Genomic DNA, 24469 nt, shown 5'->3' with positions numbered 1-24469 from the left:
CACATGGGGCTATTCGCGAGCGGGTAGACTACGAACGCTTGTACAAGGTTGGGAGCCTCTTCGACAACTCTAAACCATTGAATGTTATTGGAATAACAAGCCTGAACGCTTGCGCGGAAAAACTGATCGCCAAGGGCCTTAGTCCAATGTGGATCCAGAGTTTGCCGGTGTGGAGTTCTACAGGGTCTCCGACCTCTGAAGACATGACCCACAGATTTTCTATTTAGACCGCTCCATTGGGCGGTCTTTTTTGTGGCAAGTGATCTTTTTTGGTGTGGGAAATGACTTTGTCGTACAGGTGATTTGGCTACCGGCAATAAAATGTTTAGAGAAATTCTCCTTATTTATAGAGAAACATCCGCGTGCCCTGAGTTCTGATGGGTTGGTGCTTAAACAACAATTGGTTTAGTATCGCCAGGCGCTTTCCCGCTAAGGGTAGAGTATCTGATTCTCTCAAGCCACATTTTCGTTAACTCTGTATTAACGTCTCTTTTCCGCCTTATTTTACCTTGATAAGACGGTCTTGTGAGCAGTGATGGGTAGAAGGTGCGGGCGGTACAATGAGAGCCGGACAAAGCGGTCGTGTAGCGATACAGTGGGGGCAAACGGAAATTGACGGTCTAGAGGCTGCGCCTCTGTCCTTTTTGCGTGTCGGGGCAGCTTGGTCCTGGCGCGGTCAACTGCAATTTCTGGCCGAATCAACCGAACAAGCGATAGGGCGTTCAAGAGGCGCCCATGGCTGCGTAGCGAAAAATCTGGGACACTATGAACAACTTCAGATACTGCCTGAGGTCGCAAGAGGTTTGCTTGTTTTGACCAATGGTGCGCAAACCTTCTCGGCAATTTTATTCCAAGTTGCGGGGGAAACAGCGCCGGTGCTGGTCTTTGATGGCGATTGCCCGGCGCGGGATCAAGAGTTTTGGATCAGCGAGTTCACCGAGATTGAAATCGAAAATGGCGAAGTACCCGAAGTGAACACCTCGGTTGTCGCCTTTCCACACAGACAGATTCCGAACCTGGGTAACCAGGGCGAGCGGCGGGCGGTCTCTGCCAGCCTTGGAGCTGATTGAGCCATTGGCAAACCCTGCCTTTTAGCGGAAATTCCAGTGTAAGGCGGAGCGGTGTGTTGACTCTGCCGGTTCCGCAGATATAAGCGCGGCTTCATTGGTGTTGGTGGCCCCCGCAAGGGGATACCTGTCATGGGGGAAACCTCAAGAGGACAACGCCCTTCATAGTGGCCTTTCTGGGCCTCGACCTAAACGAAGGAGATCAGCCGTGACCAAACGCACGTCTGCCAAGTACAAAATCGACCGCCGGATGGGCGAAAACATCTGGGGTCGTCCGAAATCCCCGGTCAACCGTCGTGAATACGGCCCCGGACAGCACGGCCAGCGCCGCAAGGGCAAACTGTCGGACTTCGGTCTGCAGCTGCGTGCCAAGCAGAAGCTGAAAGGCTACTACGGCGACCTGACCGAGAAGCAGTTCCGCCGCATCTATGCCGAAGCCGAGCGTGTCAAAGGTGACACCGGTGAAAACCTGATCGGTCTGCTGGAGCGCCGCCTGGACGCCGTAGTCTACCGCGCCAAGTTTGTGCCGACCGTGTTTGCTGCACGTCAGTTCGTGAACCACGGCCACGTCAAAGTGAACGGCAAGCGGGTCAACATCCCGTCCTACCGTGTCAAAGAAGGCGACGTGATCGAAGTACGTGACAAATCCAAGCAGCTGGCTCTTGTTCTGGAAGCTGCTGCTCTGGCTGAGCGTGATGTGCCTGACTACATCGACGCCGATCACTCGAAAATGACCGCGACCTTCGTGCGCGCACCGGGCCTGAGCGATGTACCTTACCCGGTCATGATGGAACCGAACCTGGTGGTCGAATTCTACGCGAAGAACTAATCTTCGCTGATCCGATTGAAATTCAGGGCCGCGCTGACAAGCGCGGCTCTTTTCGTTTCAGCCAAGCAAATTGATGTCCGAAGCGCCTGCGTTTCCGTAGAACGTGAAGATTTCTCAGGCTGGGGTCGTTGAGCTAATCCAGCGCTGACTTTTTGCTGGGACTGATACAATGGCGCGGTGGGCTGGGTTGACGCGGATCTGGATGTCCGGCCGTCACTAAGGCTCGGAGCATTTCGTCGGATTGCTTTTCTCAATTCCGCGAAAACCGTTCCTTGTTTAGGACCTGATCAGATAGGCAACGGTCGCCCTTCGGCTATGGCTTCCATTGCAAAGTACGAGGTCACGCTGTCCAACTCGACCTTTTCGATGAGGCGTTGATAGACCTTGTCGTATGAGGCCATGTCCTGCGTGACGACTTTCAATTGATAGTCATAGTCACCGCCGATGCGATGGAAATCCACCACCTCGGGGATGGTCAGGACATGGCTGCGAAAGGCTTGTAGCCAATCGGCGGAATGATGCCGCGTGCGAAGCATGACAAACACCACAAGGCTCAGCCCCAATTCCTCGCGCGCGATTCGCGCGGTTGAGCCGATGATCACACCATCGTCATTCAACGCCTTGAGGCGACGCCAGCAGGCGTTTTGTGATAGCCCGACCCGATCCGCCAATTCGCGTTGGGACAGCGTGGCATCCGTTTGCAGTTCACGCAGGATGCTTTTGTCAATATGATCTATTTTTTTCGCCATATCTAATCATATGACACAAAAAATTGGAAAACCATCAAAAGATAGATGGAGTTTCCTCGGGTGTATCCAATCATAATAAAAGGAGCAGTATGGAGGCCCTATCATGACCCTGTCCAAATTTCGCGAAAACATTCGATCCGCCGCTCGCAATTCAAGCCTGCGCGATGGGCTGATCGGAGAGAATGTTCTGATCCCAGGCCTGCATGGAGACGTGCCGCTGGTTTACGCGGATTACGTCGCTTCGGGCCGTGCGCTGCGGCAGGTTGAAGATTTTGTGGCCGAACAGGTGTTGCCATTCTATGCTAACAGTCATACCGAGGCTTCATATTGCGGATCTTTCATGACCCGGTTACGCCGTGAAGCTCGCGCAGAGATAGCCCGCATCGTTGGTGCGAAGGGAGCGGACGCGGTGATCTTCACCGGGTCCGGCGCCACTGCGGGTCTAAACCGGCTGGTCAGCTTGTTGGGAGTGGAAGCGGCTGACCGGCCGGTCGTTTTGATCGGCCCGTATGAACATCACTCGAACATCTTGCCCTGGCGGGAAAGCAAGGCGCGTGTGATCGAAATTCCCGAAGCACCCGATGGTGGTGTTGATCTTGCCGTTCTGGAACGGATGTTGGAGGACCATGCTACTTCCGATCTGATCATCGGTTCATTTTCTGCGGCATCCAACGTGACTGGCATCATAACGGACCCGAATCCGATCACACGGTTGCTCAAGGCACATGGCGCGGTTTCGGTCTGGGACTATGCTGGTGGCGGACCATATTTGCCGATGGATATGGGGCCTGAGGATGCTCGTAAGGACGCGATCGTGGTCTCTCCGCATAAGTTCCCCGGCGGGCCTGGCGCGTCTGGCGTGCTGGTCGTGAATCAGAATGTGGTAAAGCGCACATGCCCCAGCTGGCCCGGTGGCGGTACGGTCAGTTTCGTCTCTCCCTGGCGGCATGATTACAGTGAGGATTTGGCAGCGCGCGAAGAGGCCGGAACACCCAATGTAATTGGCGACATCCGCGCTGCGCTGGCTTTCATGGTCAAGGATGCTGTGGGCACCGATGAAATCGCCTGCCGAGAGGCGCAATACAATCGCATGGCGCTGGAAGGATGGGGGGACAATCCCAATTTGACGTTGTTGGGCACGGATAACCCGCATCGTCTTCCGATCTATTCCTTCCTCGTGCGGGACAATTCCGGTGAGCCGGTGCATCAACAGCTGTTCACACGGATGCTCAGCGATATCTACGGCATTCAAGCGCGTGGCGGATGTGCCTGCGCCGGCCCGTATGCACACCGGTTGCTGGGGATCGACCGCGAAATGTCGGAGGAGTTGCACACTGCGCTGTCTGCTGGTGAAGAGATGAAAAAACCCGGCTGGGTGCGGCTGAACTTCTCGTATCTGATGAGCGAGGAGACTGTTCAGTTCATCATCGACAGTGTCAACGACCTGTCGCGCCGAACCGAAGAGTTCGCGCCATATTACAGCGCCGACCCGGCGACGGCCCGCTTCAAAGCGGCGTGACGGAATTGCCGCTTTTCTCAACGCGTTGAGACAGGTATGAGAGGCCCCAATCAACGGAGCCTCTTATGAACAAGATCACCCCTCAACCCGGCATTATGGACATCGCGCTGTATCAGGGCGGTCAGTCGCATGTGGCCGGGGTCGAGCATGTGATCAAGCTCAGCTCGAATGAAAACCCGTTCGGCCCCAGTCCTAAGGCGATAGAGGCCGTGCGCGAAAGTGCCGCCACCCTTCATCGCTATCCCAGCACCGACCATGCCAGCCTGCGGGCTGCGATTGGCGAACGCCACAATTTGGACCCAGCACGGATCATCTGCGGCGTAGGCAGTGACGAAGTGCTGCAATTCATCGCTCAGGCCTATGCCGGGCCGGGGGATGAGGTGATATATACCGAGCATGGATTTTCCATGTACCCGATCATCGCTCGCATGGCCGGTGCGACCCCGATCATGGTGCCCGAGCGGGACCGGCATGTGGATGTCGACAACATCCTTGCTGCGGTGACCGAACAAACCCGGATCGTGTTCGTGACCAATCCGGGCAACCCGACGTCGACCATGATCTCCGAGGTAGAACTGGTGCGGTTGGCCGAGGCTCTGCCCGAGACCTGCCTTGTGGTAATCGACGGGGCTTATGCCGAGTTTGTCGACGGATTCGACGGCGGTGCATCGCTGGTGGATCGGTTCGAGAACGTGATGATGACCCGGACCTTTTCGAAGGTTTACGGTTTGGGCGGCATGCGTGTCGGTTGGGGTTACGCGACGCAGCCGATCATCGACGTTCTGAACAGGGTACGCCAGCCGTTCAACCTGTCGCTAACCGCGTTGGCGGCGGCAGAGGCAGCGGTGAAGGATGTGGAATTCCTGACCTTCTGTCAGGCTGAAAACGCGCGCCTGCGTGTGTGGTTGTCCGAAGAATTGGGCAAGATCGGCGTACCGTCAGATACGTCCTGTACCAATTTCATCCTCGCCCGTTTCTCGGATCAGGCCGAGGCTGAGGCTTGTGACGATTACCTCAAAACTCAGGGTCTGATCGTGCGTCGCGTGGCGGGGTACAACCTGCCAAATGCCCTGCGGATCACCGTCGGTGATGAGGAAGCCTGCCGCCGCGTCGTTGCGGTAATTACTAAGTTCAAAGGGGGTGCCGCATGAGCCAGGTGTACGACCGCGTCGCGTTGATCGGGCTAGGCCTGATCGCGTCGTCCATGTTCTGGGCAATCAAACGCTCGGGCCTTGCAGGTGAGGTTACCGGCTATGCCCGGTCTGAAGCCACGCGAGACACCGCCCGTCGGATTGGTTTATGCGATCGCGTCTGTGATACGGCACAAGAGGCTGTTGAAGGCGCTGATCTGGTTGTTCTTTGCGTGCCTGTCGGTGCTATGGGCACGGTTGCAGCAGATATCGCGCCGGTATTGAAGACGGGTGCGACGGTGACGGATGTGGGTTCGGTTAAACGCCACGTGATTCAGGCGGTCTCGCCGCATATCCCCGAAGGCGTGCACTTCATTCCCGCACACCCGCTTGCTGGGACCGAGCATTCTGGTCCCAAATCCGGGTTTGCCGAGTTGTTCGACAATCGCTGGTGCTTGCTGGTGCCGGTAGAAGGCTCGGACCCTGATGCCATTGCCCGCCTGCGCGCGCTGTGGGAGGGCATGGGCGCGAATGTGGATGAGATGGACGCGGATCACCATGATCTGGTTCTGGCGGTGACGTCCCATGCGCCACACCTGATTGCGTATACGATGGTCGGTGTCGCCGACGACCTGCGCCGCGTCACCGATAGCGAGGTGATCAAATACTCCGCTGCCGGTTTCCGGGATTTCACACGGATCGCGGCCTCGGACCCGACCATGTGGCGTGACGTATTTCTGACCAATAAAGACGCTACGCTGGAAATCCTTGGGCGTTTCACTGAAGAGCTGTTCGCCTTGCAGCGGGCCATCCGTACAGGCGACGGTGAGCATCTGTTCAACTATTTCACCCACACGCGCGCGATCCGTCGCGGAATCATCGACGCGGGGCAGGATACGGATGCGCCTGATTTCGGACGGGGAAAAGTAAGCTCATGAGGCGCGTTTGGAAGGGCATGATGATTGGCTGCCTGGCTTTCAGCGCCACAGCAGCCATCGCGGCACCTCTGGATCAATCTCTGGTTCCCGTGGCACGAACCCCAGTAGAGCCCGTATTGCCAAGTTCCGCATCGGCACCCAATGCGGAAATTCGACCAGAGCTGCGCCCGGTGTCGCAGCAGGTTCTGGCGTTTGCCGCGCGTCCTTCAGATTTACCTCTGCTGGGGCCGGACACTTCGCTGATGCCCTACCTTCGACCAAAAGCGGTGGAACAGGAAGCGTTGTTTAAAAAACGCAAGCTGCGCAAAGGTTCGGTCTGTGGAGACATCGACATTCAGGGCAAACCCGTCGGCAACGTGCCCGGCAGAATCAAGGCATGCGGGATTAAGGACGCGGTTCAGGTCACCTCGGTTTCAGGTGTGGCGCTCAGCCGTCCGTCGACCATGGATTGCGGCACGGCTATTGCGTTGAACAAATGGGTCGACAAGACAGTTAAACCCACCTTCAAACGGCGCGGGCCGGTGGCCGAGATTCAGGTTGCCGCCCACTACGCATGCCGGACCCGGAATAACCAAAAAGGGGCCAAGATTTCTGAACACGGTAAAGGCCGTGCGATAGATATATCAGGCTTCAAAATGGCTGACGGAGAAGTCGTGACCGTTCTGAATGGCTGGCGCAAGAACCCTTCTAAGCGCCAATTGACCAAGGTCTGGCGCGGGGCGTGCGGCCCGTTTGGCACAGTACTGGGGCCAAATGCGGATCGCTTTCACCGCGATCATTTCCATCTGGACACGGCACGCCATCGCCGCGGACCTTACTGTCGTTAACGCAGGATCAGGCGCGGGGCAGGGCCAAGAGGCAGTGGTCCCAATGCCACAAATCCGTCACGGAAATTCAGCTGCAAATCCAGCGCATTCGGATTGCCACCTAGACCGGCCATAAAGTTCAGTGCCCGTGTTACTGTGTCGACGGCCTGATCGGGCAGGGCACCTGCTGCGTTGGCCATGGCGATCATGTCCCGCCAATTCTCGGCCCGGATTGCAATCTCTCCAGTTGGAATGCCCTGCGCGTCGATGTCCAACTCTCCGGCCGCAAACAATCGCAGCGAGCCCCACTTGATTTCGGCCAGTCGCAGGTCGATCTCGACCAGTTGTGGTCTGCTCTGCTCTAAGGCGGACCGGTCCCAGACCTTGTCGAACGTGGCTGTCATGTCCAGTTCCAGCGTGTCAAATGCCTGCGGCAGTGTGGTGGCTGACCGCATCAGGTCGCGTAATTCGTCTCCGGGTGTGAAGCCGTCAACCCGGGCGCTGATCACGTAAGCTTCGGGGGTGGCCGTCTGTTCCATCACAAGGGCCAACGTGTCGCCGGCGGCCAGCGCCTCGGTTTCGTCAGCGATCGACCACGCTCCGCTGGTGAGCGCCATCTTTTCCAGCACAAGTGCGACGCCCGGCTGCAGTTGCAATTCGGCCTGCAGATCGTTGGCCTCGATGGTGGCCGTCTGATCGTAGTAGGATAGCCGCTGGGGCGTATCGGCGAACCGCAACACCTGACGACCGGGCCAGATTGCAGGGCTTTGGAATTCGATCCAGTCGGCGCTCCAGGCGGTGCCGTTCACCGGATCGGCCAACGCCGGGCTGTTCAGGCGAGTCACGTGGTGAAACGGGTATCCGGCTGTCTCGGCGTCCGAGAATTCGGCCTGCCAACCCCGGTCCTGCTGCGCGTCGAACCACGCGGTGATCGCATTGCGCAGCCCGAAACCGGCGACGAACCAATAGGCGCTCCAGATCACAACTATGAATATGACAACTCGTATCAGGCTGCGCATGGCAGTTCGCCCTTTTTCCCACCTTGGTTTTGATGTTTATAGGCGCAAACGGGCAAGGACCAGTGCTATGACGATGTGGGTTTTCGGATATGGATCGCTGCTGTGGAATCCGGGCTTTCCGGTGGCCCGCAGCGAACGTGCTACGTTGCATGGCTATGCCCGATCCTTTTGCATGAGCTCGATCCATCACCGCGGTACCGAAGATCATCCCGGACTGGTTCTGGCGCTAGATGAGCAAGATGACTCGCATTGTACAGGTCTGGCGCTGGCGGTCGAAGCCGGTCACGAAGACCGCACCCTGCACGAGCTTCGCGAGCGCGAGTTGATTTCTTCTGCCTATATCGAGAAGATGCTGGATGTGCATCTGGACAACGGCGAGGTGGTCAACGCGGTGACCTATGTGATTGATGCTGACCACGTGCAGTATTGCGGTGGCATGCCACTTGAGGAACAGGCCCAGATCATCGCGCATGCGGTTGGCGGGCGCGGGCCAAATACCGAATACCTGTATAATACCACCGAACATCTGGCCGAGATTGACCTACACGACCCCGATCTTGAGTGGTTGGCGCAACGGGTGCGTAACATTACCGCATAAACCCTTGGCGTCACCGGCGGATTTTCGCTAGATTCAGCCCAGAGCAGATAAAAACCGGGAACGACGCGCATGGCGCAGGCACATCAGGGCGCGAGACCCCAATTCTCGCATCCCATTCGTCAGATTGTGATGATGTTGGTCGCAATAGGTCTGGCAGGGCTGGGCGTGTTCATGGCGTTGCCATATGTGATGCCGGTGGTTCAGGCCAACCCATACCTGAACGGCTTTATCCTATTGGTGTTTGTCATCGGCGTGTTTGCCTGTTTCTATCAGGTCACGCAGCTGATTGGCTCGGTTCGCTGGATCGAGGCTTTTGTCGGCGGTGTCGTTCGCGAGGATGCGCGCACGCCACAATTGCTGGCCCCCTTGGCGTCATTGCTGCGCGATCGTGGTGCGCGATCGCAGATCAGTTCGACTTCGACACGTTCCATTTTGGATTCCGTGGCCGAACGCGTCGAAGAAGAGCGCGAGATCACGCGCTATATCACCAACGTTCTGATCTATCTGGGTCTTTTGGGTACGTTCTTTGGCCTCGCCACGACTGTTCCGGCGATTGTCGACACCATCCGCAGCCTCAATCCGCAAGAGGGCGAAGAAGGGCTGGCTGTCTTCAACCGCCTGATGGTTGGACTGGAATCACAGCTACAGGGCATGGGCGTGGCCTTCGGGTCGTCCCTGTTGGGTCTGGCCGGGTCGCTGATTGTCGGCCTGTTGGAGTTATTCGCTGGTCACGGGCAAAACCGATTTTATCGTGAGTTGGAGGAATGGCTCTCCTCGATCACGCGTGTTGGCTTTGCGGCCAGTGACGAAGGGGGCGCCGAGCTGGCGGTACTGACACCTGTACTGGACGCAATGTCCGAACAGATGAACGCGTTGCAGGATCTGTTTGCCGCGCAAGAAGCAGATCGTGCTTCGGTGTCTTCCAGGTTGGGCCAGTTGGCGGATTCGATTGGTCAGATGAACCAGCGTCAGGAAAACAACGATGGTGTGACGGCAGCCTTGGAACGGGTGGCACTTGGGCAGGATGCCTTGCTGGATCACATGCGTGAACAGGGCAGCGGCGACGGGATCGACGCTGAAAGTCGCATGCGTTTGCGCTCGATGGACGTTCAATTGTTGCGCATCCTCGAAGAAATCTCGGCCGGTCGTCAGGAAAGCATGAGCGAACTGCGCAAGGATATCGAACTGCTGGTCAAAGCCCTGACATTACCCCGAGGCGCTGTGCGTACCGCTCCGGAAGGAGAGTAATCCATGGCTCTTTCCCGACGCACAGGTCAACGGTTTCAGGGTTCGGTCTGGCCCGGCTTTGTTGATGCCATCACTGGGCTCTTGATGGTGCTGACCTTTGTGCTGACCATCTTCATGGTGGTTCAATACGTGCTGCGGGAAACCATTTCCGGACAGGAGGATGAGCTAAGCGCCTTGTCAGATGAGGTCGCGGCGCTGGCCGGAGCATTGGGGCTAGAGGAACGGGAAAACAGCCGGTTGCAGGCGCGGCTGGGCGTGCTGAACTCGACGTTGAATCAAGTCGAGACAGAGCTGGCACAGGCGCAGACCCAGTTGACCGATTTCGAAGCTCAGGTTGCGGCCCTGTTGCTAGCGCAGGAGCGCGCGCAGGGTGAAATTGCCGACTTGCAGAGCGAGCAGAACGCTTTGAACCTGGCTTTGGCACAAAGCCGGGCTGAAATTGACGAACAAACTGAGGCAGCCCGCCTGGCCGCGGCCCAACGAGAAGCGCTAGAAGCCCTCGTGGCTGATCTGGAACAGAGTGATGCGGCGCAGACCACTCGGATATCCGAGCTTGAAGAACAGCTGAGCGCGGAAGAGGCCGCCAAGCTAGCCGAGGCTGCCGCCGCTGAAAACCTGCGCAACCGGCTGCAGAACGCGGATGCCGAGCTGACGGCGATGACTCTTGCCTTGGAAGCCCAGCGTAAAGAGGCCGAAGAAACACTGACACTTTTGGCGGCGGCACAGGCCGCCAAAGCGGAGCTGGAGCGGCAGTTCGGCGAACTGAAGAAAGAAGATCTGAAAGCCCAGCTTGAGGCAGCGCTTGCCGCACGGACAGAGGCGCAGGCTGAGGCGCAGCAACAACGCACTTTGGCCGAAGAACGGGCGGCCTTGTTGGCAGTGGCGCGTGACACATTGTCGGCTGAACAGGCCATTTCCGAAAAAGCGCAGCGCGAAACTGCGTTGCTTAATCAGCAGATGGCTGCGCTGCGCGAGCAATTGGGCGGGTTGCAGGCCCTGCTGGACGATTACGCAGAGCGCAATGCCGCGGCCGATATCCGTATCCAGACGCTGGGCCAAGACCTGAACGCTGCATTGGCCCGTGCGGCCTCGGAAGAGCGCCGTCGCCGCCTGCTGGAAGAAGCAGAGCGTGTTCGTCTTGAGGCGGAAGCTGAAGAATTGGCGGCTCAGGCCGAGGATTTGCAGCGATACAGGTCCGAGTTCTTTGGCAGGTTGCGGGATGTATTGGGCGACGAGGAAGGCGTTCGGATCGAAGGTGACCGGTTCGTTTTTTCGTCCGAGGTGTTGTTTGATACCGGGTCAGCCGTCTTGTCTCCGGTTGGTCAGCAGGAGGTCGCGAAAGTGGCCAATATACTGCGCAGCGTCGCGGCTGAAATTCCCGATGGTCTGAACTGGGTGATCCGGGTTGACGGCCACACGGACAACGTACCCTTGGCCGGATCCGGGCGGTATCGCGACAATTGGGAGCTTAGCCAGGGGCGGGCGTTGTCCGTCGTGCGCTATATGGTCGAAGCGCTGGGCATTCCGCCGAACAGGTTGGCGGCCAATGGCTTTGGCGAGTTCCAACCCGTCAATCCAGCCGATACGCCCGAAGCCCGCGCGCAGAACCGCCGGATCGAATTGAAGCTGACAGAGCGTTGAACGCTATTCGACTGATACCACGACGGTTTTTTGGCTGATTGCTTCTCCGGCACGGATCATGGTGACCTTGCCGTGATACTCCCCGGCAGGCCAGTTGGGTTTTGTCAGGCGACGGCCCGAGGCACGAAATACCTGTGCCTGAGTTTTTTCCAAGGCTACGTCCTGCGATAGAATTCCGCCTTCGGGGCCAGTGATTTCCAGCCGCAATATATCACCCTTGCGGGTGCCGAATGCGTGACCGTACAGCACGATCGCCCCGGCATCGACAGGTAAAACCGCATGTGCAGCGGTTCCGGCGCGGACGTCATCATAGTTGGGCACGTCATCGGAAAACCCGATAGATAACAGCCCGCCGGAAACGTAAGGTATCGGTTGCTCCCACAGGCTGGAATCGGGGGCAGAGCAGTCACCGCTGGTCTGTGGCGCAAAGGGATCAATGCGCTTTCCGTCCTTTCGCACCGACAGGTGTAGATGTGGGAACTGCGTTGCTCCGCTTAGTCCAATTTCACCCAACACTGCGCCGGCTGAGACCCGGTCGCCAGGTGAGACCCGGACCGATCCCATGCGCAAATGGCAATACTGCGTCTGCCACCCGTCCTCATGCACGATGACAACGCCATTGCCGCATTCCTGACCGGAAACGCTCTGATCGAAACCTCCATCCGCTACGCCGTCACGGGTATTCTTGACGACGCCTGCTGCAGCGGCCAAGACCGCAACACGGTTATCAAGGTCGGCATGGGTTGGCAGAGCAAAATCAGTTCCCTTGTGGCCATCATAGCTTAGTTCGCCGCAGCGAAAATCGCGGAAAATCCCTTCGCCGGGATCTTGATCGAAATAATTCTGGATATAACAGGTTTCCCCCAACACGCAGTCAACGGGTTGGCGTAAAACGAAGTCGCTCGCCGCCGGTGTGGCAGCGAGCGTTATCAATACCGTCAGAATGGATCGCATTTAGTCGGCGGTCAGCAACGGAGGCTTGTCCCCCGGAATGCGGGGCTGATCGGGGCCGAAGATTTGCAAATCCAACTCGCCCTTTTTGACCGAGACACGGACAACACCACCTTTCGCCAATTTGCCGAACAACAGTTCCTCGGCCAGCGGTTTCTTGATGTGCTCCTGAATGACACGGCCAAGCGGGCGTGCGCCCATCTTGTCATCATATCCCTTGTCGGCCAGCCACTCGGCAGCTTTCGGCGTCAGATCTATGGTCACGCCACGATCCAATAACTGCGCTTCAAGCTGCAGGACGAATTTCTCGACCACTTGCAGGATGACCTCTTTCGGCAGCGGTGCGAAGGAAATCACTGCATCCAGTCGGTTGCGGAACTCCGGGGTGAACATGCGCTCGATCGCGGCAGTATCCTCACCTTCGCGGCGATCACGGGCAAAGCCGATGGCAGCCTTGGCCTGTTCCTGCGCGCCCGCGTTCGAGGTCATGATCAGCACCACGTTGCGGAAATTAACCGTGCGTCCGTTGTGATCAGTCAGCTCACCATGGTCCATCACCTGCAAAAGGATGTTAAACACGTCCGGATGTGCCTTTTCGATCTCATCCAGCAGCAACACGCAATGCGGATGTTGGTCGACGCCATCGGTCAGAAGACCGCCCTGATCGAACCCGACATAGCCAGGAGGCGCGCCGATCAGACGGGAAACCGCGTGCTTCTCCATGTATTCCGACATATCAAAGCGTAGCAGTTCCACACCCAGCGTATCCGCCAACTGTTTCGCCACCTCGGTTTTACCCACACCGGTTGGACCGGCGAACAGGTAGTTGCCGATTGGCTTTTCAGGCTCACGCAGACCGGCACGGGCCAGCTTGATCGCGCTGGACAGCGCTTCAATGGCCTCATCCTGACCAAACACCACCCGTTTTAGCGAGGCTTCGAGGTCTTTTAGAACCTCAGCATCGTCCTTGGTGACGTTCTTGGGCGGAATACGCGCGATCTTGGCAACGACCGCCTCGATTTCTTTCACGCCGATGGTCTTGCGGCGTTTGCTTTCCGCGACCAGATGCTGTGCGGCACCGGCCTCATCAATCACGTCAATGGCCTTGTCGGGCAACTTGCGGTCATTGATATAGCGCGCCGACAGTTCCACCGCGGTTTTGATTGCGTCCGCCGTATATTTGATCTCGTGATGCTTTTCGAAATAGGGTTTAAGACCGCGCAGGATTTTCACGCTGTCCTCGACCGAAGGTTCGTTCACGTCGATCTTCTGGAAACGGCGGCTCAGCGCGCGGTCTTTTTCGAAATGCTGACGGAATTCTTTATACGTTGTCGATCCCATGGTGCGCAGCTTGCCGCCCTGCAGGGCAGGCTTCAGCAAGTTCGACGCATCCATTGCGCCGCCTGACGTGGCACCGGCGCCGATCACAGTATGAATCTCGTCGATAAACAGCACCGCGTCAGGGTGATCTTCCAACTCGGTCACGACGGCCTTCAAGCGCTCCTCGAAATCGCCGCGATAGCGGGTTCCGGCTAGCAATGCGCCCATATCCAGCGAATAGATGGTGGTGTTGGACAGTACATCCGGCGCTTCGCCGCCCACAATTTTGTGGGCCAGACCCTCGGCAATGGCTGTTTTGCCCACGCCCGGATCACCCACCAGCAGGGGGTTGTTCTTACGGCGGCGGCATAGCACCTGAATGCAGCGTTCGACCTCATCGGCGCGGCCGATTAGGGGGTCAACGTCGCCTGCGCGCGACTTCGCGTTCAGATCAATGCAATATTTGCCAAGCGCGCTCTCTTTCTGATCGGCGTCGCTCGGCGTCGCTTGTTCTTCTTCTTCGACCTGATCCGCACCGGAAACCGAGCGGCTTTCGCCATAAGCCGGGTCTTTCGCCACACCATGCGCGATGAAATTCACCGCGTCATAACGGGTCATGTCCTGTTCTTGCAGGAAATAAGCGGCGTTGCTTTCGCGCTCGGCAAAAATAGCGACCAACACATTAGCGCCTGTCACTTCGGTTCGGCCCGAACTTTGTACGTGGATCGCGGCGCGCTGTATCACGCGTTGGAAGGCGGCTGTTGGCACGGCCTCGGACCCGTCGATATCAGTCACCAGGTTCGACAAATCTTCGTCGATGAATTCGACCAGCGTGCTGCGTAGTTCATCCAGATCAACGCTGCACGCTTTCATGACGCGGATTGCATCAGGTTCTTCAAGCAGCGCCAGCAGCAAGTGCTCCAGCGTTGCAAATTCGTGGCGCCGTTCATTCGCAGCCGCCAAGGCCGCGTGAATGGCTTGTTCTAATGTGCTCGAGAATGAAGGCACGCGGGTGCTCCTCTGTCTTGGGTCGAAAGGGGCAGGTTTTCGGCCGGAACCCCATTCCAACCATGTCCTCATACTATTAGAGTTTGGTTGATCGTGGCCCGGCTTCAAGGGTTTTCTTTCACTTGACAGTCACATTTAACGTGACCGTTGCCATGAAGAGAGCGAATTAGGCATTAAAATCGATCTTTTCTAGCCCTGATTTCGGCAAAAACCGTAGCCGGATCGGCGTTTTCCATGCCCAGCTCGGCCTGAATCGCCGGATCAGTGGCGCGCAAGAACGGGTTTGTCGCTTTTTCCAGCGCCAAGGTTGACGGTACAGTGGGCTTTCCGGCTGCCCGGGCTTTCTCGATTTCGGCCATGCGCTGCTGCAGTGCGGCATTGTCCGGGTCGACTGTTATGGCGAATTTCGCGTTGGACTGCGTGTATTCATGGCCGGAACACACCAGCGTGTTGTCGGGCAGGGCGGCCAGCTTGGACAGAGAGGCCCACATCTGTGGCGCGGTGCCTTCGAACAGGCGACCGCATCCAAGCGCCATCAGGCTGTCTGCGGTAAATACGGCTGCGCTTTGCGGCATATAGTAAGCAACATGGCCGTCTGTATGCCCCGAAACATCCAGAACCCGCACCGGTTCACTACCGATCTCAAACTCATCGCCCTCGGTCACGCGTTCATCCAGCGGGGGCAGGCGGTGGGCGTCGGCGGCGGCGCCGATAACCTTGGCGGGCTGTTTTTCCAGAATACCCGCCAAGCCGTCTACATGGTCCCAATGGTGGTGCGTCAGCAGAACGTAGCTGAGCGTCCATCCGCGCTTGTCCAGCGCGGCTAGAATCGGGGCCGCCTCGGGCGCGTCGACAAGGGCGGTCTGGCCACTGGCAGGATCATGGGCCAGAAATGCGTAATTGTCGCTGAGGCAAGGGATGGTGACGATCTCAAGAGGCATGGCCTTTTGCCCTTTCGTTGCTAGAGTGTGCTCAGCTAAGCCGATTGACCGGGTGTCCGCAATGCATCTTGACGTGCAGGATCTGAGGAATTTCTACTACCGCAGCACATTGGGTCGCGCTGCGCAGGCGGCCATTCGTGGTCGGCTGACCGAAATGTGGCCTGAAGCCAAGGGTCAGACTGTAGTGGGGTTTGGATTTGCCGTGCCTCTGCTGCGACCATATTTGGCTGATGCGCGGCGGGTGATTGGACTTATGCCCGGTCCGCAGGGCGTGATGCCCTGGCCAGCGGGGATGCCCAATGTTTCGGTCCTGACCGAAGAGACATTGTGGCCGATTGAAACCGGCCATGTCGATAAGCTGGTTGTTATGCACGGGCTAGAAACCTCTGGCCGCCCCAGCGATTTGTTGAATGAATGCTGGAGGGTTCTAGGCCCCGGTGGGCGGGCTCTGTTCGTTGTGCCGAACCGGGCGGGTCTTTGGTCTCGGACGGATAGAACGCCATTCGGGTTTGGGCGCCCCTATTCGGCGTCGCAATTAGAAAGCCAGTTAAAGGCACATCACTTTCTGCCGGAAAGGCATTGTTCGGCTCTATACATGCCGCCGTCGTTTCGACGCTTTTGGCTAAAATCGGGAAGCCTGATTGAAAAAACCGGGCAACGTGTCCCCACGGTTATGGCTGGGGGCGTTCTGATGGTCGAGGTTACCAAACATATCCAGCCACCCAGTGGCAGCGTCACCAAAGAGACCGAGCGGCGACCCATCAAGGCCCTGGATGGGTTGTTGAAGCCCGCGTGAAAATTCACCCTCCTGGGGCGGAAAAAATGCGGGAAATAGGTCACAGGAATCGCAAAAAACTGCATATTCGTAACATTTTTCAACTGGGCCAATGGGTTCAAACCGTCGCACTTGTGGTAAGTGTATGAAAACTAAAGATTTGTGGATAAATCTGTTACCGCTATAGCGTATTGCTAGGTTGGTTCGGCTCTGCTACATCCCCGGTGATTTTGATCCCCGCCCTAAATGGACGGGGTTTCCTCACGCCCCAAAGTAGCGGCCGCTACTCAAAATCGGGGCCTCAAATATCGGAAGGGTGGACGTGTCCGAACCAGCTTCGATTTCCACAGGCATTGCCGAGCGCTATGCCACAGCGATCTTCGAGATCGCCAAAGAGAATAATGACCTCGCAGGTCTGGAATCCGGCATCAACGATCTGGCAACAGCACTGGGCGAAAGCGCCGAGCTGCGCGACCTGATTGCATCTCCGCTGGTTTCCCGCGCTGAACAAGAAAGCGCAATCACAGCCGTTGCCGACAAGATGGGCCTGAACGCCATTCTACGCAACACGCTGGGCCTGATGGCGCAAAAGCGTCGCCTGTTTGTTGTACCGCAACTGGTGCAGGTCCTGCGCGGCATGCTGGCGGATGAGCGTGGCGAAGTGACCGCCGATGTCGCCTCAGCCAAGGCGCTGACCAAGACACAACTGGAAAAACTGTCCAAGACGCTGTCCGAGCGCGTGGGCAAGACCGTGACAATCAATGCGACCGTTGATGAAAGCCTCATCGGCGGTCTTGTCGTTAAAGTGGGCTCGAAAATGATCGACAGTTCGATCCGTTCGAAGCTGAACTCCCTACAGAATGCAATGAAAGAGGTCGGATAAATGGGAATCCAAGCTGCAGAGATTTCTGCAATCCTGAAGGACCAGATCAAGAATTTTGGTCAGGAAGCCGAAGTGGCCGAGATCGGCCGCGTGCTGAGCGTCGGTGACGGGATTGCCCGTGTATACGGCCTGGACAACGTGCAAGCCGGTGAGATGGTAGAATTCCCCGGTGGCATCATGGGCATGGCCCTGAACTTGGAAAGCGACAACGTTGGTGTCGTTATCTTCGGTTCCGACCGTGACATCAAAGAAGGTGACACTGTTAAGCGCACCAACTCGATCGTGGATGTTCCGATCGGTGACGAACTGCTGGGCCGCGTTGTTGACGGTCTGGGTAACCCGCTGGACGGCAAAGGCCCGATCAACGCTTCCAAGCGTGGCGTTGCTGACGTTAAAGCACCGGGCATCATCCCGCGTAAATCGGTGCACGAGCCGATGGCAACCGGTCTGAAGTCGGTTGACGCGATGATCCCGATTGGCCGTGGCCAGCGCGAGCTGATCATTGGTGACCGTCAGACCGGTAAAACCGCTGTGGCTCTGGACACCATCCTGAACCAGAAAGTTTACAACGACGCAGCAGGCGACGACGAGTCGAAGAAACTGTACTGTGTCTACGTTGCGGTTGGTCAGAAGCGTTCGACCGTTGCGCAGCTGGTGAAGAAACTGGAAGAGTCTGGCGCGATTGAATACTCGATCGTTGTTGCTGCGACCGCGTCCGACCCGGCACCGATGCAGTTCCTGGCGCCTTACGCCGCGACTGCGATGGCAGAATACTTCCGTGACAACGGCCGCCACGCGCTGATCATTTATGATGACCTGTCGAAGCAAGCTGTTTCGTATCGTCAGATGTCCCTGCTGCTGCGCCGCCCGCCGGGCCGTGAAGCCTATCCGGGTGACGTTTTCTACCTCCACTCCCGCCTGCTGGAACGTTCGGCGAAGCTGAACGAAGACTTCGGTGCGGGCTCGTTGACCGCTCTGCCGGTTATCGAAACTCAGGGTGGTGACGTTTCGGCGTTTATTCCGACCAACGTGATCTCGATCACCGACGGTCAGATCTTCCTAGAAACCGAACTGTTCTACCAGGGCATCCGTCCTGCTGTGAACACCGGTCTGTCTGTTTCGCGTGTGGGCTCCTCGGCTCAGACCAACGCGATGAAATCGGTTGCTGGTCCGGTTAAGCTGGAACTGGCTCAGTACCGCGAAATGGCGGCCTTTGCGCAGTTTGGTTCCGACCTGGATGCCGCGACCCAGCAGCTGCTGAACCGTGGTGCGCGTCTGACCGAGCTGATGAAACAGCCGCAGTACTCGCCGCTGACCAACGCGGAAATCGTCTGCGTCATCTTCGCGGGCACCAACGGCTACCTCGACAAGATCGACGTATCGGATGTTGGCCGCTATGAAGCCGGTCTGCTGGCGCACCTGCGCGGCAAGCACGCTGACCTGCTGACATGGATCACCGACGAAGATCCGAAGATCAAAGGTGACGCGTCCGACAAGATCAAGGCAGCGATCGACGAATACGCCGCGACCTTCGCTTGATAGGAGGTTCCGATGCCTAGTCTGAAGGACCTTAAAAACAGGATCGAGTCGGTCAAATCGACCCGCAAGATCACCAAGGCCATGCAGATGGTCGCGGCTGCAAAACTGCGCCGCGCCCAGGAATCTGCCGAAGCCTCGCGCCCCTATGCCGAGCGGTTTAATGCCGTGATGGCGGGGCTGGCGGCGTCGGTCGGGGGCAGCGACAGCGCCCCCAAGCTGCTCCGTGGTACGGGCAGTGATGATGTCCATCTGCTGGTTGTGATGACAGCTGAACGCGGCCTCTGCGGCGGCTTCAACTCGAACATCGCCAAGCTGGCCCGCCAAAAGGCGGAAGAGCTGCGCGGCAAAGGCAAGACGGTCAAGGTTCTGACCGTCGGCAAAAAAGGCCGCGACGCGCTCAAGCGTGATTTGGGCGATCTGTTCGTCGGACATGTGGACCTGAGCGAGGTCAAGCGTCTGGGGTATTCCAACGCACAAGACATCGCTAAGGACATCCTGTCTCGCTTCGACGGGGGTGAGTTCGATGTTGCAACGATCTTCTACTCGAAGTTCGTCAACGTTGTGACCCAGATCCCGACGGCACAGCAGGTCATCCCCGCCTCGTTCGAGGACGAAGCGGCAGGTGACGACAGCGGTGCCATCTTCGATTACGAGCCCAGCGAAGAGGCCATTCTGGCTGACTTGCTGCCCAAGGGGGTTGCGACTGCGATCTTCTCGGCTCTGCTCGAAAACGGAGCGTCTGAACAGGGTGCACGGATGTCCGCTATGGACAACGCGACACGCAACGCGGGTGAAATGATCGACAAGCTGACGATCCAGTTCAACCGCTCGCGTCAGGCCGTGATCACCAACGAGCTGATTGAAATTATTTCCGGCGCCGAAGCGCTGTAAGAAAACCGGAGACGAAACATGGCGAATGCAAAAGGCAAAGTCACACAGATCATCGGGGCCGTCGTTGACGTGCAGTTCGATGACGCACTGCCTGAAATTCTGAACGCGCTGGAAACCACCAACAATGGCAAGCGCCTGGTGTTGGAAGTTGCTCAGCACCTGGGTGAAAACACCGTCCGCACCATCGCGATGGACGCGACCGAAGGTTTGGTCCGTGGCGAAGCAGTGACCGACACCGGCGCACCGATCTCGGTTCCGGTTGGCAACGCCACCCTGGGCCGCATCCTGAACGTGGTTGGTGAGCCGATCGACGAAAAAGGTCCGGTTGAAGCAACCGAAGCCCGCGCGATCCACCAGCCCGCACCTACCTTTGCAGAACAGTCGACCGAGTCCGAAGTTCTGGTCACCGGCATCAAGGTTGTTGACCTGCTGGCCCCTTACGCCAAAGGCGGTAAGATCGGCCTGTTCGGCGGCGCCGGCGTTGGTAAAACCGTTCTGATCATGGAACTGATCAACAACATCGCAAAAGTGCACTCGGGCTTCTCGGTGTTCGCGGGTGTTGGTGAACGGACCCGTGAAGGGAACGACCTGTACCACGAGATGATCGAATCGAACGTTATTAAGCCGGACAACCTGTCTGAGTCGCAGGTGGCCCTGGTTTACGGTCAGATGAACGAACCTCCGGGAGCGCGTGCACGTGTTGCTCTGACCGGTCTGACGCTGGCCGAACAGTTCCGCGACCAGTCCGGTACCGACGTTCTGTTCTTCGTCGACAACATCTTCCGCTTCACGCAGGCGGGTTCCGAGGTTTCGGCTCTGCTGGGTCGTATTCCGTCCGCTGTGGGCTACCAGCCGACTCTGGCCACCGACATGGGCGCGCTGCAGGAACGCATTACCTCGACCAAGTCGGGCTCGATCACCTCGGTGCAGGCGATCTACGTGCCTGCGGACGACCTTACCGACCCAGCGCCGGCGACCTCGTTCGCTCACTTGGACGCGACCACCGTTCTGAACCGTGCGATCTCGGAAAAGGGTATCTACCCTGCGGTTGACCCGCTCGACTCGACCTCGCGCCTGCTCGATCCGGCCATTGTTGGTGAAGAGCACTACAAGGTTGCGACCGACGTTCAGCAGATCCTCCAGCGCTACAAGTCGCTGCAGGACATCATCGCCATCCTCGGTATGGACGAACTGTCGGAAGAGGACAAACTGACCGTGGCCCGTGCCCGTAAGATCGAACGCTTCCTGTCGCAGCCGTTCGACGTGGCCGAAGTCTTCACCGGTTCGCCGGGTGTTCAGGTTCCTCTGGATGTGACCATCGCGTCGTTCAAGGCCGTTGTGGCCGGCGAATACGATCACCTGCCCGAAGCGGCCTTCCTGATGGTTGGCGGCATCGAAGAAGTGATCGCCAAAGCGGAAAAGATGGCCGCAGAAGCCGCCTAAGGAGTATCCCTGATGGCAAACACGATGCAATTCGACCTCGTAAGCCCCGAGCGGAGCCTAGCTTCGCTCACGGTTACCGCGGTCCAGATTCCCGGCGCGGACGGGGATATGACGGCGATGCCCGATCATGCCCCCACAATCACCACGCTGCGCCCCGGTCTGCTGAAGGTTGAGGCACCCGAAGTGTCCAGCGAATACCTGGTCACCGGCGGGTTTGCTCAGATCAACGGCGATGGCCTGTCGGTTCTGGCCGAAAAGGCTATTCCGGTAGCTGAAGTGACCCGTTCGCATCTGGACGACCTGATCGCTGACGCACGCGCCTCGCACGAAGCGGCCAAGGCAGGCGACGATCAAACCATCGTCGACGATGCCGCCAAGCTGCTGGCCGATATGGAAGCCCTTGGGACGCATATGAGCCTGTAAGGCTCTGGAAGTACTAAAGAACAAAAACGGTTCCGCCTGGGCGGGGCCGTTTTTTTTGTCGTGATTTTGCCGGGGGCGCAGGATAAGTGTAAGGGATAAATAGACAAAGATTACCAGAATGAAGACTTTTCGAACCCACCCGATTGGCGTTGACCAAGGTGAAGCAGTGCTGTTCTCCGATTTCGCCGACGGCGGCGATATGTGGACAGGTGAGGGGCCGCGTGAGCGGTATTCAGCTATTAAGTTCAGCCAGCCATTCCGCTCGGCACCCGTGGTTCAGATCGGCGTGTCACTTTGGGATGTGGATACGTCCTCGGCTCTGCGGGCCGAAGTAACGACTGCTGACATTACGCCCGAAGGGTTCAGCGCGGTCTTTCGGACCTGGTCTGACACCCGGGTCGCTCGAATTCGGGTGAATTGGACCGCGTTTGGAGAAGTCGCGCACGAGGATGACTGGGATATTTCCTAGCGCGCTGTGAACAGCGCGCTGGAAATGGTGTCAGCTGTCTTGTGCCTCGATCATGTTCACGCGCGTTGCGTGACGGCCGCCTTCGAACTCGGCGGTCAGAAACGCCTCCACGATGTCCAAGGCCTGACCTTCGCCGACAACACGCGCACCAATGGACAGCATATTGGCATTGTTGTGCTGGCGGATCATCCGGGCCGAGAACGCGTCCGAGCACACGCCACAACGGATGCCCGGCACTTTGTTTGCCGCCATCATGATGCCCTGACCGGTGCCGCACAGAACGATTCCAAGCTGGCAATCACCCGACGCGACGGCCTGTGCTGCGGCTTTGCCGTGCAGTGGGTAATGTGTGCTTTCAGGGGTGGTGGGGCCGATGTCGACCACGTCCCAGCCCAGCGCGGCGATGTGGTTTGCTACAGCTTGGCGCAGCTCAATGGCTGCGTGGTCGCTGGATAGGACAATGCGTTTGCTGGCGGTCACGGAAAAGTCCTGCCTTTGTGTCGGTGAATGTAAAAAAGGGCGACCAAGCGGGCCGCCCATCGGGTTTAGTCCATATTGTACATGGATTCGTAGATCGGTGTCAGGGTCTTATCCTCGAACAGGGAAGACACGCTGGTACCATTCCAGATGTTCAGGATCGCCTGCGTAAAGATCGGTGCGGTCGGCACGATACGGATGTTCTTGGCCTTGTTGATCTCGGGCGTCGGCTGGATCGTGTCGGTCAACACCAGTGATTTCATCACCGAGTTGGTCACGCGCTCGACCGCGGGGCCGCTCATGACGCCGTGGGTGATGTAGGAGTGTACCTCTTTCGCGCCGTTATCCAGCAGCACTTGAGCCGCTTTGCACAGCGTTCCGGCGGTGTCGCACATGTCGTCGACGATCAGACAGATCTTGTCCTTTACGTCACCGATCACGGTCATCTCGGCCACTTCACCGGCTTTCTCGCGGCGCTTGTCGACGATCGACAGCGGTGCGTTGATCCGCTTGGCTAGTTCGCGGGCGCGGGCCACGCCGCCCACATCAGGAGAGACAACCATGATTTCGTCCATTTGCCCCTTGAACTGGTTTTTCACATCCAGCGCAAAAATCGGCGAGGCATAGAGGTTGTCCACTGGAATATCGAAAAAGCCCTGAATCTGGGCCGCGTGCAGGTCCATGGTCAGGACGCGCTCGATCCCGGCGCCGGTTAGCATGTTGGCGACCAGCTTGGCGCTGATCGGTGTGCGGGCCTTGGTGCGGCGGTCCTGTCGGGCATAGCCGAAATAGGGGATCACGGCTGTAATCCGCTGGGCCGACGACCGGCGCAGAGCATCGGCGATGATCAGCAGCTCCATCAGGTTGTCATTGGCTGGGTTCGACGTCGGCTGGACGATGAACATATCCTCACCACGCACGTTTTCGAACACTTCGACGAAAATTTCACCGTCGTTGAACCGTTCGACCCGCGCATCGACCAGACCTTGGTCGACACCGCGATACAGGCTCATGCGGCGAGTAATGGATTCGGCAAGCGGAAGGTTCGCGTTCCCAGCGATTAGCTTGGGTTCGTGGAGTGTCGGCATCGGCTGAGGTCCCCGGGCAGCTATGGCAAATGTGACAGATTCGTGATTTTGACACCGCTTAGCATGGCCTTACCGTCCAGCAAAGGTAACGCAGCGGAGAAAGTGCACATGGCCCAAATTGACTACTTTTTTGCGACAATCTCGCCATACACTTATTTGGCAGGTTCGCGGCTCGAAGAGATTGCGGCCAAGCATGGCGCTACGATCAATTACAAACCGCTAGATATCATGGCGCTGTTCGGATGTACCGGGGGAACTCCGCCGAAAGATCGCCATCCCTCGCGCATTGAATACAGGGTCCAGGAATTGCTGCGGCAGTCAAAAGCCCTAGGCATGGATTTTAACCTGCAGCCCGCGCATTGGCCAACCAATATGGCACCGTCGTCCTATGCGGTAATTGCGGCGGTGAAGGATGGGTCAGGGGATGTCGGTAAACTGGTTCAATCTTTTCTGCGGGCCTGCTGGGCCGAGGAAAAGGACATCGCACAAGATGACGTGATCCGTGATTGCCTGTCGAAAGCCGGGTTCGATCCAAGCCTTGCCGATAGTGGATTGTTGGTTGGGGCCGAGACCTATGCCGCCAATCTGGAAGAAGCCGTTGAACGCGGGGCCTTTGGCGCTCCGTTCTACATCACTGAAGACGATCAGAGGTTCTGGGGGCAGGACCGGTTGGATGACCTGGACCGCCACCTGACCGAATTGAGCGGCTGACAGACC

The 24469-nt window shown here is 57.9% G+C and carries 24 protein-coding genes; 17 read left to right on the top strand and 7 right to left on the bottom strand.

Going from position 1 to position 24469, the window contains the following annotated elements:
- The first annotated feature begins 560 nt into the window (after positions 1-560).
- Both GOW93_RS10200 and rpsD read left to right on the top strand, forming a co-directional pair.
- Positions 561-1070: a hypothetical protein gene (locus tag GOW93_RS10200; RefSeq protein WP_170383718.1), complete on the top strand. Its 510-nt coding sequence runs from the start codon at positions 561-563 to the stop codon at positions 1068-1070.
- A gap of 205 nt (positions 1071-1275) precedes the next feature.
- Positions 1276-1896: a 30S ribosomal protein S4 gene (rpsD, locus tag GOW93_RS10195; protein ID WP_170383716.1), complete on the top strand. Its 621-nt coding sequence runs from the start codon at positions 1276-1278 to the stop codon at positions 1894-1896.
- Between the two features lie 287 nt (positions 1897-2183).
- Here rpsD and GOW93_RS10190 read toward each other — a convergent pair whose 3' ends face one another.
- Positions 2184-2645: an Lrp/AsnC family transcriptional regulator gene (locus GOW93_RS10190; RefSeq protein ID WP_170383714.1), complete on the bottom strand. Its 462-nt coding sequence runs from the start codon at positions 2643-2645 to the stop codon at positions 2184-2186.
- 103 nt (positions 2646-2748) lie between these two features.
- Here GOW93_RS10190 and GOW93_RS10185 point away from each other — a divergent pair, with 103 nt between their 5' ends.
- From GOW93_RS10185 to GOW93_RS10170, 4 genes are all read left to right on the top strand, one after another.
- Positions 2749-4164 carry an aminotransferase class V-fold PLP-dependent enzyme gene (locus GOW93_RS10185; RefSeq protein ID WP_170383712.1) on the top strand — a complete coding sequence of 472 codons (1416 nt, stop codon included), beginning with the start codon at positions 2749-2751 and terminating at the stop codon, positions 4162-4164.
- Positions 4165-4229: 65 nt separating this feature from the next.
- On the top strand, positions 4230-5315 hold the full coding sequence (hisC, locus tag GOW93_RS10180; protein WP_170383711.1) for a histidinol-phosphate transaminase: 1086 nt from the start codon (positions 4230-4232) through the stop codon (positions 5313-5315).
- Positions 5312-6232 (top strand): prephenate/arogenate dehydrogenase family protein, encoded by a 921-nt coding sequence (locus tag GOW93_RS10175; RefSeq protein ID WP_170383709.1) that lies wholly within the window; start codon positions 5312-5314, stop codon positions 6230-6232. The genes hisC and GOW93_RS10175 overlap by 4 nt, the downstream gene beginning before the upstream one ends.
- Positions 6229-7059 carry an extensin-like domain-containing protein gene (locus GOW93_RS10170; protein WP_170383707.1) on the top strand — a complete coding sequence of 277 codons (831 nt, stop codon included), beginning with the start codon at positions 6229-6231 and terminating at the stop codon, positions 7057-7059. Before GOW93_RS10175 ends, GOW93_RS10170 begins: the two co-directional genes overlap by 4 nt.
- On the opposite strand, the gene GOW93_RS10165 is transcribed toward GOW93_RS10170, so the two are convergent.
- Positions 7056-8057, bottom strand: coding sequence for a DUF2125 domain-containing protein (locus tag GOW93_RS10165; RefSeq protein ID WP_170383705.1), 1002 nt, complete (start codon positions 8055-8057; stop codon positions 7056-7058). The genes GOW93_RS10170 and GOW93_RS10165 overlap by 4 nt on opposite strands.
- 67 nt (positions 8058-8124) lie before the next feature.
- Between GOW93_RS10165 and GOW93_RS10160 the strand changes: the two genes are divergently transcribed.
- The 3 genes from GOW93_RS10160 (at position 8125) to GOW93_RS10150 (ending at position 11544) form a co-directional block, all read left to right on the top strand.
- Positions 8125-8655: a gamma-glutamylcyclotransferase gene (locus GOW93_RS10160; protein ID WP_170383702.1), complete on the top strand. Its 531-nt coding sequence runs from the start codon at positions 8125-8127 to the stop codon at positions 8653-8655.
- Positions 8656-8724: 69 nt separating this feature from the next.
- A complete protein-coding gene (locus GOW93_RS10155; RefSeq protein ID WP_170383700.1) occupies positions 8725-9903 on the top strand; it encodes a biopolymer transporter ExbB in 1179 nt (392 codons plus the stop codon).
- Between the two features lie 3 nt (positions 9904-9906).
- Positions 9907-11544, top strand: coding sequence for a peptidoglycan -binding protein (locus tag GOW93_RS10150; RefSeq protein ID WP_170383698.1), 1638 nt, complete (start codon positions 9907-9909; stop codon positions 11542-11544).
- A gap of 3 nt (positions 11545-11547) precedes the next feature.
- On the opposite strand, the gene GOW93_RS10145 is transcribed toward GOW93_RS10150, so the two are convergent.
- The 3 genes from GOW93_RS10145 to gloB form a co-directional block, all read right to left on the bottom strand.
- Positions 11548-12498 (bottom strand): M23 family metallopeptidase, encoded by a 951-nt coding sequence (locus GOW93_RS10145; protein WP_170383696.1) that lies wholly within the window; start codon positions 12496-12498, stop codon positions 11548-11550.
- On the bottom strand, positions 12499-14823 hold the full coding sequence (gene clpA / locus GOW93_RS10140; RefSeq protein ID WP_170383694.1) for an ATP-dependent Clp protease ATP-binding subunit ClpA: 2325 nt from the start codon (positions 14821-14823) through the stop codon (positions 12499-12501).
- A gap of 173 nt (positions 14824-14996) precedes the next feature.
- Entirely contained in the window at positions 14997-15764 is a 768-nt protein-coding gene (gloB, locus tag GOW93_RS10135) for a hydroxyacylglutathione hydrolase (RefSeq protein WP_170383692.1), read from the bottom strand.
- A gap of 61 nt (positions 15765-15825) precedes the next feature.
- On the opposite strand from gloB, the gene GOW93_RS10130 reads away from it, so the two are divergent.
- The 7 genes from GOW93_RS10130 to GOW93_RS10100 all read left to right on the top strand — a co-directional run bounded on the left by GOW93_RS10130 (position 15826) and on the right by GOW93_RS10100 (position 22187).
- Entirely contained in the window at positions 15826-16560 is a 735-nt protein-coding gene (locus GOW93_RS10130) for a class I SAM-dependent methyltransferase (protein ID WP_170383690.1), read from the top strand.
- A gap of 301 nt (positions 16561-16861) precedes the next feature.
- Positions 16862-17422, top strand: a complete 561-nt coding sequence (locus GOW93_RS10125) for a F0F1 ATP synthase subunit delta (RefSeq protein WP_170383688.1) — start codon at positions 16862-16864, stop codon at positions 17420-17422.
- Positions 17423-18961: a F0F1 ATP synthase subunit alpha gene (atpA, locus tag GOW93_RS10120; RefSeq protein WP_170383685.1), complete on the top strand. Its 1539-nt coding sequence runs from the start codon at positions 17423-17425 to the stop codon at positions 18959-18961.
- A 12-nt stretch (positions 18962-18973) separates the two neighbouring features.
- Complete coding sequence (locus GOW93_RS10115; RefSeq protein WP_170383684.1) at positions 18974-19852, top strand: F0F1 ATP synthase subunit gamma; 879 nt, start codon at positions 18974-18976, stop codon at positions 19850-19852.
- 18 nt (positions 19853-19870) lie between these two features.
- Positions 19871-21295 carry a F0F1 ATP synthase subunit beta gene (gene atpD, locus GOW93_RS10110; protein WP_170383682.1) on the top strand — a complete coding sequence of 475 codons (1425 nt, stop codon included), beginning with the start codon at positions 19871-19873 and terminating at the stop codon, positions 21293-21295.
- Positions 21296-21307: 12 nt separating this feature from the next.
- Positions 21308-21718, top strand: coding sequence for a F0F1 ATP synthase subunit epsilon (locus tag GOW93_RS10105; protein ID WP_170383680.1), 411 nt, complete (start codon positions 21308-21310; stop codon positions 21716-21718).
- Between the two features lie 118 nt (positions 21719-21836).
- A complete protein-coding gene (locus GOW93_RS10100; protein WP_170383678.1) occupies positions 21837-22187 on the top strand; it encodes an H-type lectin domain-containing protein in 351 nt (116 codons plus the stop codon).
- Between the two features lie 30 nt (positions 22188-22217).
- Here the strand turns inward: GOW93_RS10100 and rpiB are convergent, their stop codons facing one another.
- Both rpiB and GOW93_RS10090 read right to left on the bottom strand, forming a co-directional pair.
- On the bottom strand, positions 22218-22667 hold the full coding sequence (gene rpiB / locus GOW93_RS10095) for a ribose 5-phosphate isomerase B (protein ID WP_170383676.1): 450 nt from the start codon (positions 22665-22667) through the stop codon (positions 22218-22220).
- A gap of 65 nt (positions 22668-22732) precedes the next feature.
- On the bottom strand, positions 22733-23752 hold the full coding sequence (locus tag GOW93_RS10090) for a ribose-phosphate pyrophosphokinase (protein WP_170383674.1): 1020 nt from the start codon (positions 23750-23752) through the stop codon (positions 22733-22735).
- A 108-nt stretch (positions 23753-23860) separates the two neighbouring features.
- Here GOW93_RS10090 and GOW93_RS10085 point away from each other — a divergent pair, with 108 nt between their 5' ends.
- Positions 23861-24463, top strand: coding sequence for a 2-hydroxychromene-2-carboxylate isomerase (locus GOW93_RS10085; RefSeq protein WP_170383672.1), 603 nt, complete (start codon positions 23861-23863; stop codon positions 24461-24463).
- The last annotated feature ends 6 nt before the right edge of the window (positions 24464-24469 follow it).

Source organism: Ruegeria atlantica (assembly GCF_013032455.1).
Classification (GTDB): domain Bacteria; phylum Pseudomonadota; class Alphaproteobacteria; order Rhodobacterales; family Rhodobacteraceae; genus Ruegeria; species Ruegeria atlantica_B.
Note: the sequence above shows the minus strand (reverse complement) of the source record. Positions and strands in the feature narration are given on the sequence as shown.

Excerpts from the sequence above, each read along its gene's own strand:
- GOW93_RS10200 (WP_170383718.1), top strand. The coding sequence starts at position 561 with ATGAGAGCCGGACAAAGCGGTCGTGTAGCGATACAGTGGGGGCAAACG.
- GOW93_RS10190 (WP_170383714.1), bottom strand. The coding sequence starts at position 2,645 with ATGGCGAAAAAAATAGATCATATTGACAAAAGCATCCTGCGTGAACTG.
- GOW93_RS10185 (WP_170383712.1), top strand. The coding sequence starts at position 2,749 with ATGACCCTGTCCAAATTTCGCGAAAACATTCGATCCGCCGCTCGCAAT.
- hisC (WP_170383711.1), top strand. The coding sequence starts at position 4,230 with ATGAACAAGATCACCCCTCAACCCGGCATTATGGACATCGCGCTGTAT.
- GOW93_RS10175 (WP_170383709.1), top strand. The coding sequence starts at position 5,312 with ATGAGCCAGGTGTACGACCGCGTCGCGTTGATCGGGCTAGGCCTGATC.
- GOW93_RS10170 (WP_170383707.1), top strand. The coding sequence starts at position 6,229 with ATGAGGCGCGTTTGGAAGGGCATGATGATTGGCTGCCTGGCTTTCAGC.
- GOW93_RS10165 (WP_170383705.1), bottom strand. The coding sequence starts at position 8,057 with ATGCGCAGCCTGATACGAGTTGTCATATTCATAGTTGTGATCTGGAGC.
- GOW93_RS10160 (WP_170383702.1), top strand. The coding sequence starts at position 8,125 with ATGACGATGTGGGTTTTCGGATATGGATCGCTGCTGTGGAATCCGGGC.
- GOW93_RS10155 (WP_170383700.1), top strand. The coding sequence starts at position 8,725 with ATGGCGCAGGCACATCAGGGCGCGAGACCCCAATTCTCGCATCCCATT.
- GOW93_RS10150 (WP_170383698.1), top strand. The coding sequence starts at position 9,907 with ATGGCTCTTTCCCGACGCACAGGTCAACGGTTTCAGGGTTCGGTCTGG.
- GOW93_RS10145 (WP_170383696.1), bottom strand. The coding sequence starts at position 12,498 with ATGCGATCCATTCTGACGGTATTGATAACGCTCGCTGCCACACCGGCG.
- gloB (WP_170383692.1), bottom strand. The coding sequence starts at position 15,764 with ATGCCTCTTGAGATCGTCACCATCCCTTGCCTCAGCGACAATTACGCA.
- GOW93_RS10130 (WP_170383690.1), top strand. The coding sequence starts at position 15,826 with ATGCATCTTGACGTGCAGGATCTGAGGAATTTCTACTACCGCAGCACA.
- atpA (WP_170383685.1), top strand. The coding sequence starts at position 17,423 with ATGGGAATCCAAGCTGCAGAGATTTCTGCAATCCTGAAGGACCAGATC.
- GOW93_RS10115 (WP_170383684.1), top strand. The coding sequence starts at position 18,974 with ATGCCTAGTCTGAAGGACCTTAAAAACAGGATCGAGTCGGTCAAATCG.
- atpD (WP_170383682.1), top strand. The coding sequence starts at position 19,871 with ATGGCGAATGCAAAAGGCAAAGTCACACAGATCATCGGGGCCGTCGTT.
- GOW93_RS10105 (WP_170383680.1), top strand. The coding sequence starts at position 21,308 with ATGGCAAACACGATGCAATTCGACCTCGTAAGCCCCGAGCGGAGCCTA.
- GOW93_RS10100 (WP_170383678.1), top strand. The coding sequence starts at position 21,837 with ATGAAGACTTTTCGAACCCACCCGATTGGCGTTGACCAAGGTGAAGCA.
- GOW93_RS10090 (WP_170383674.1), bottom strand. The coding sequence starts at position 23,752 with ATGCCGACACTCCACGAACCCAAGCTAATCGCTGGGAACGCGAACCTT.
- GOW93_RS10085 (WP_170383672.1), top strand. The coding sequence starts at position 23,861 with ATGGCCCAAATTGACTACTTTTTTGCGACAATCTCGCCATACACTTAT.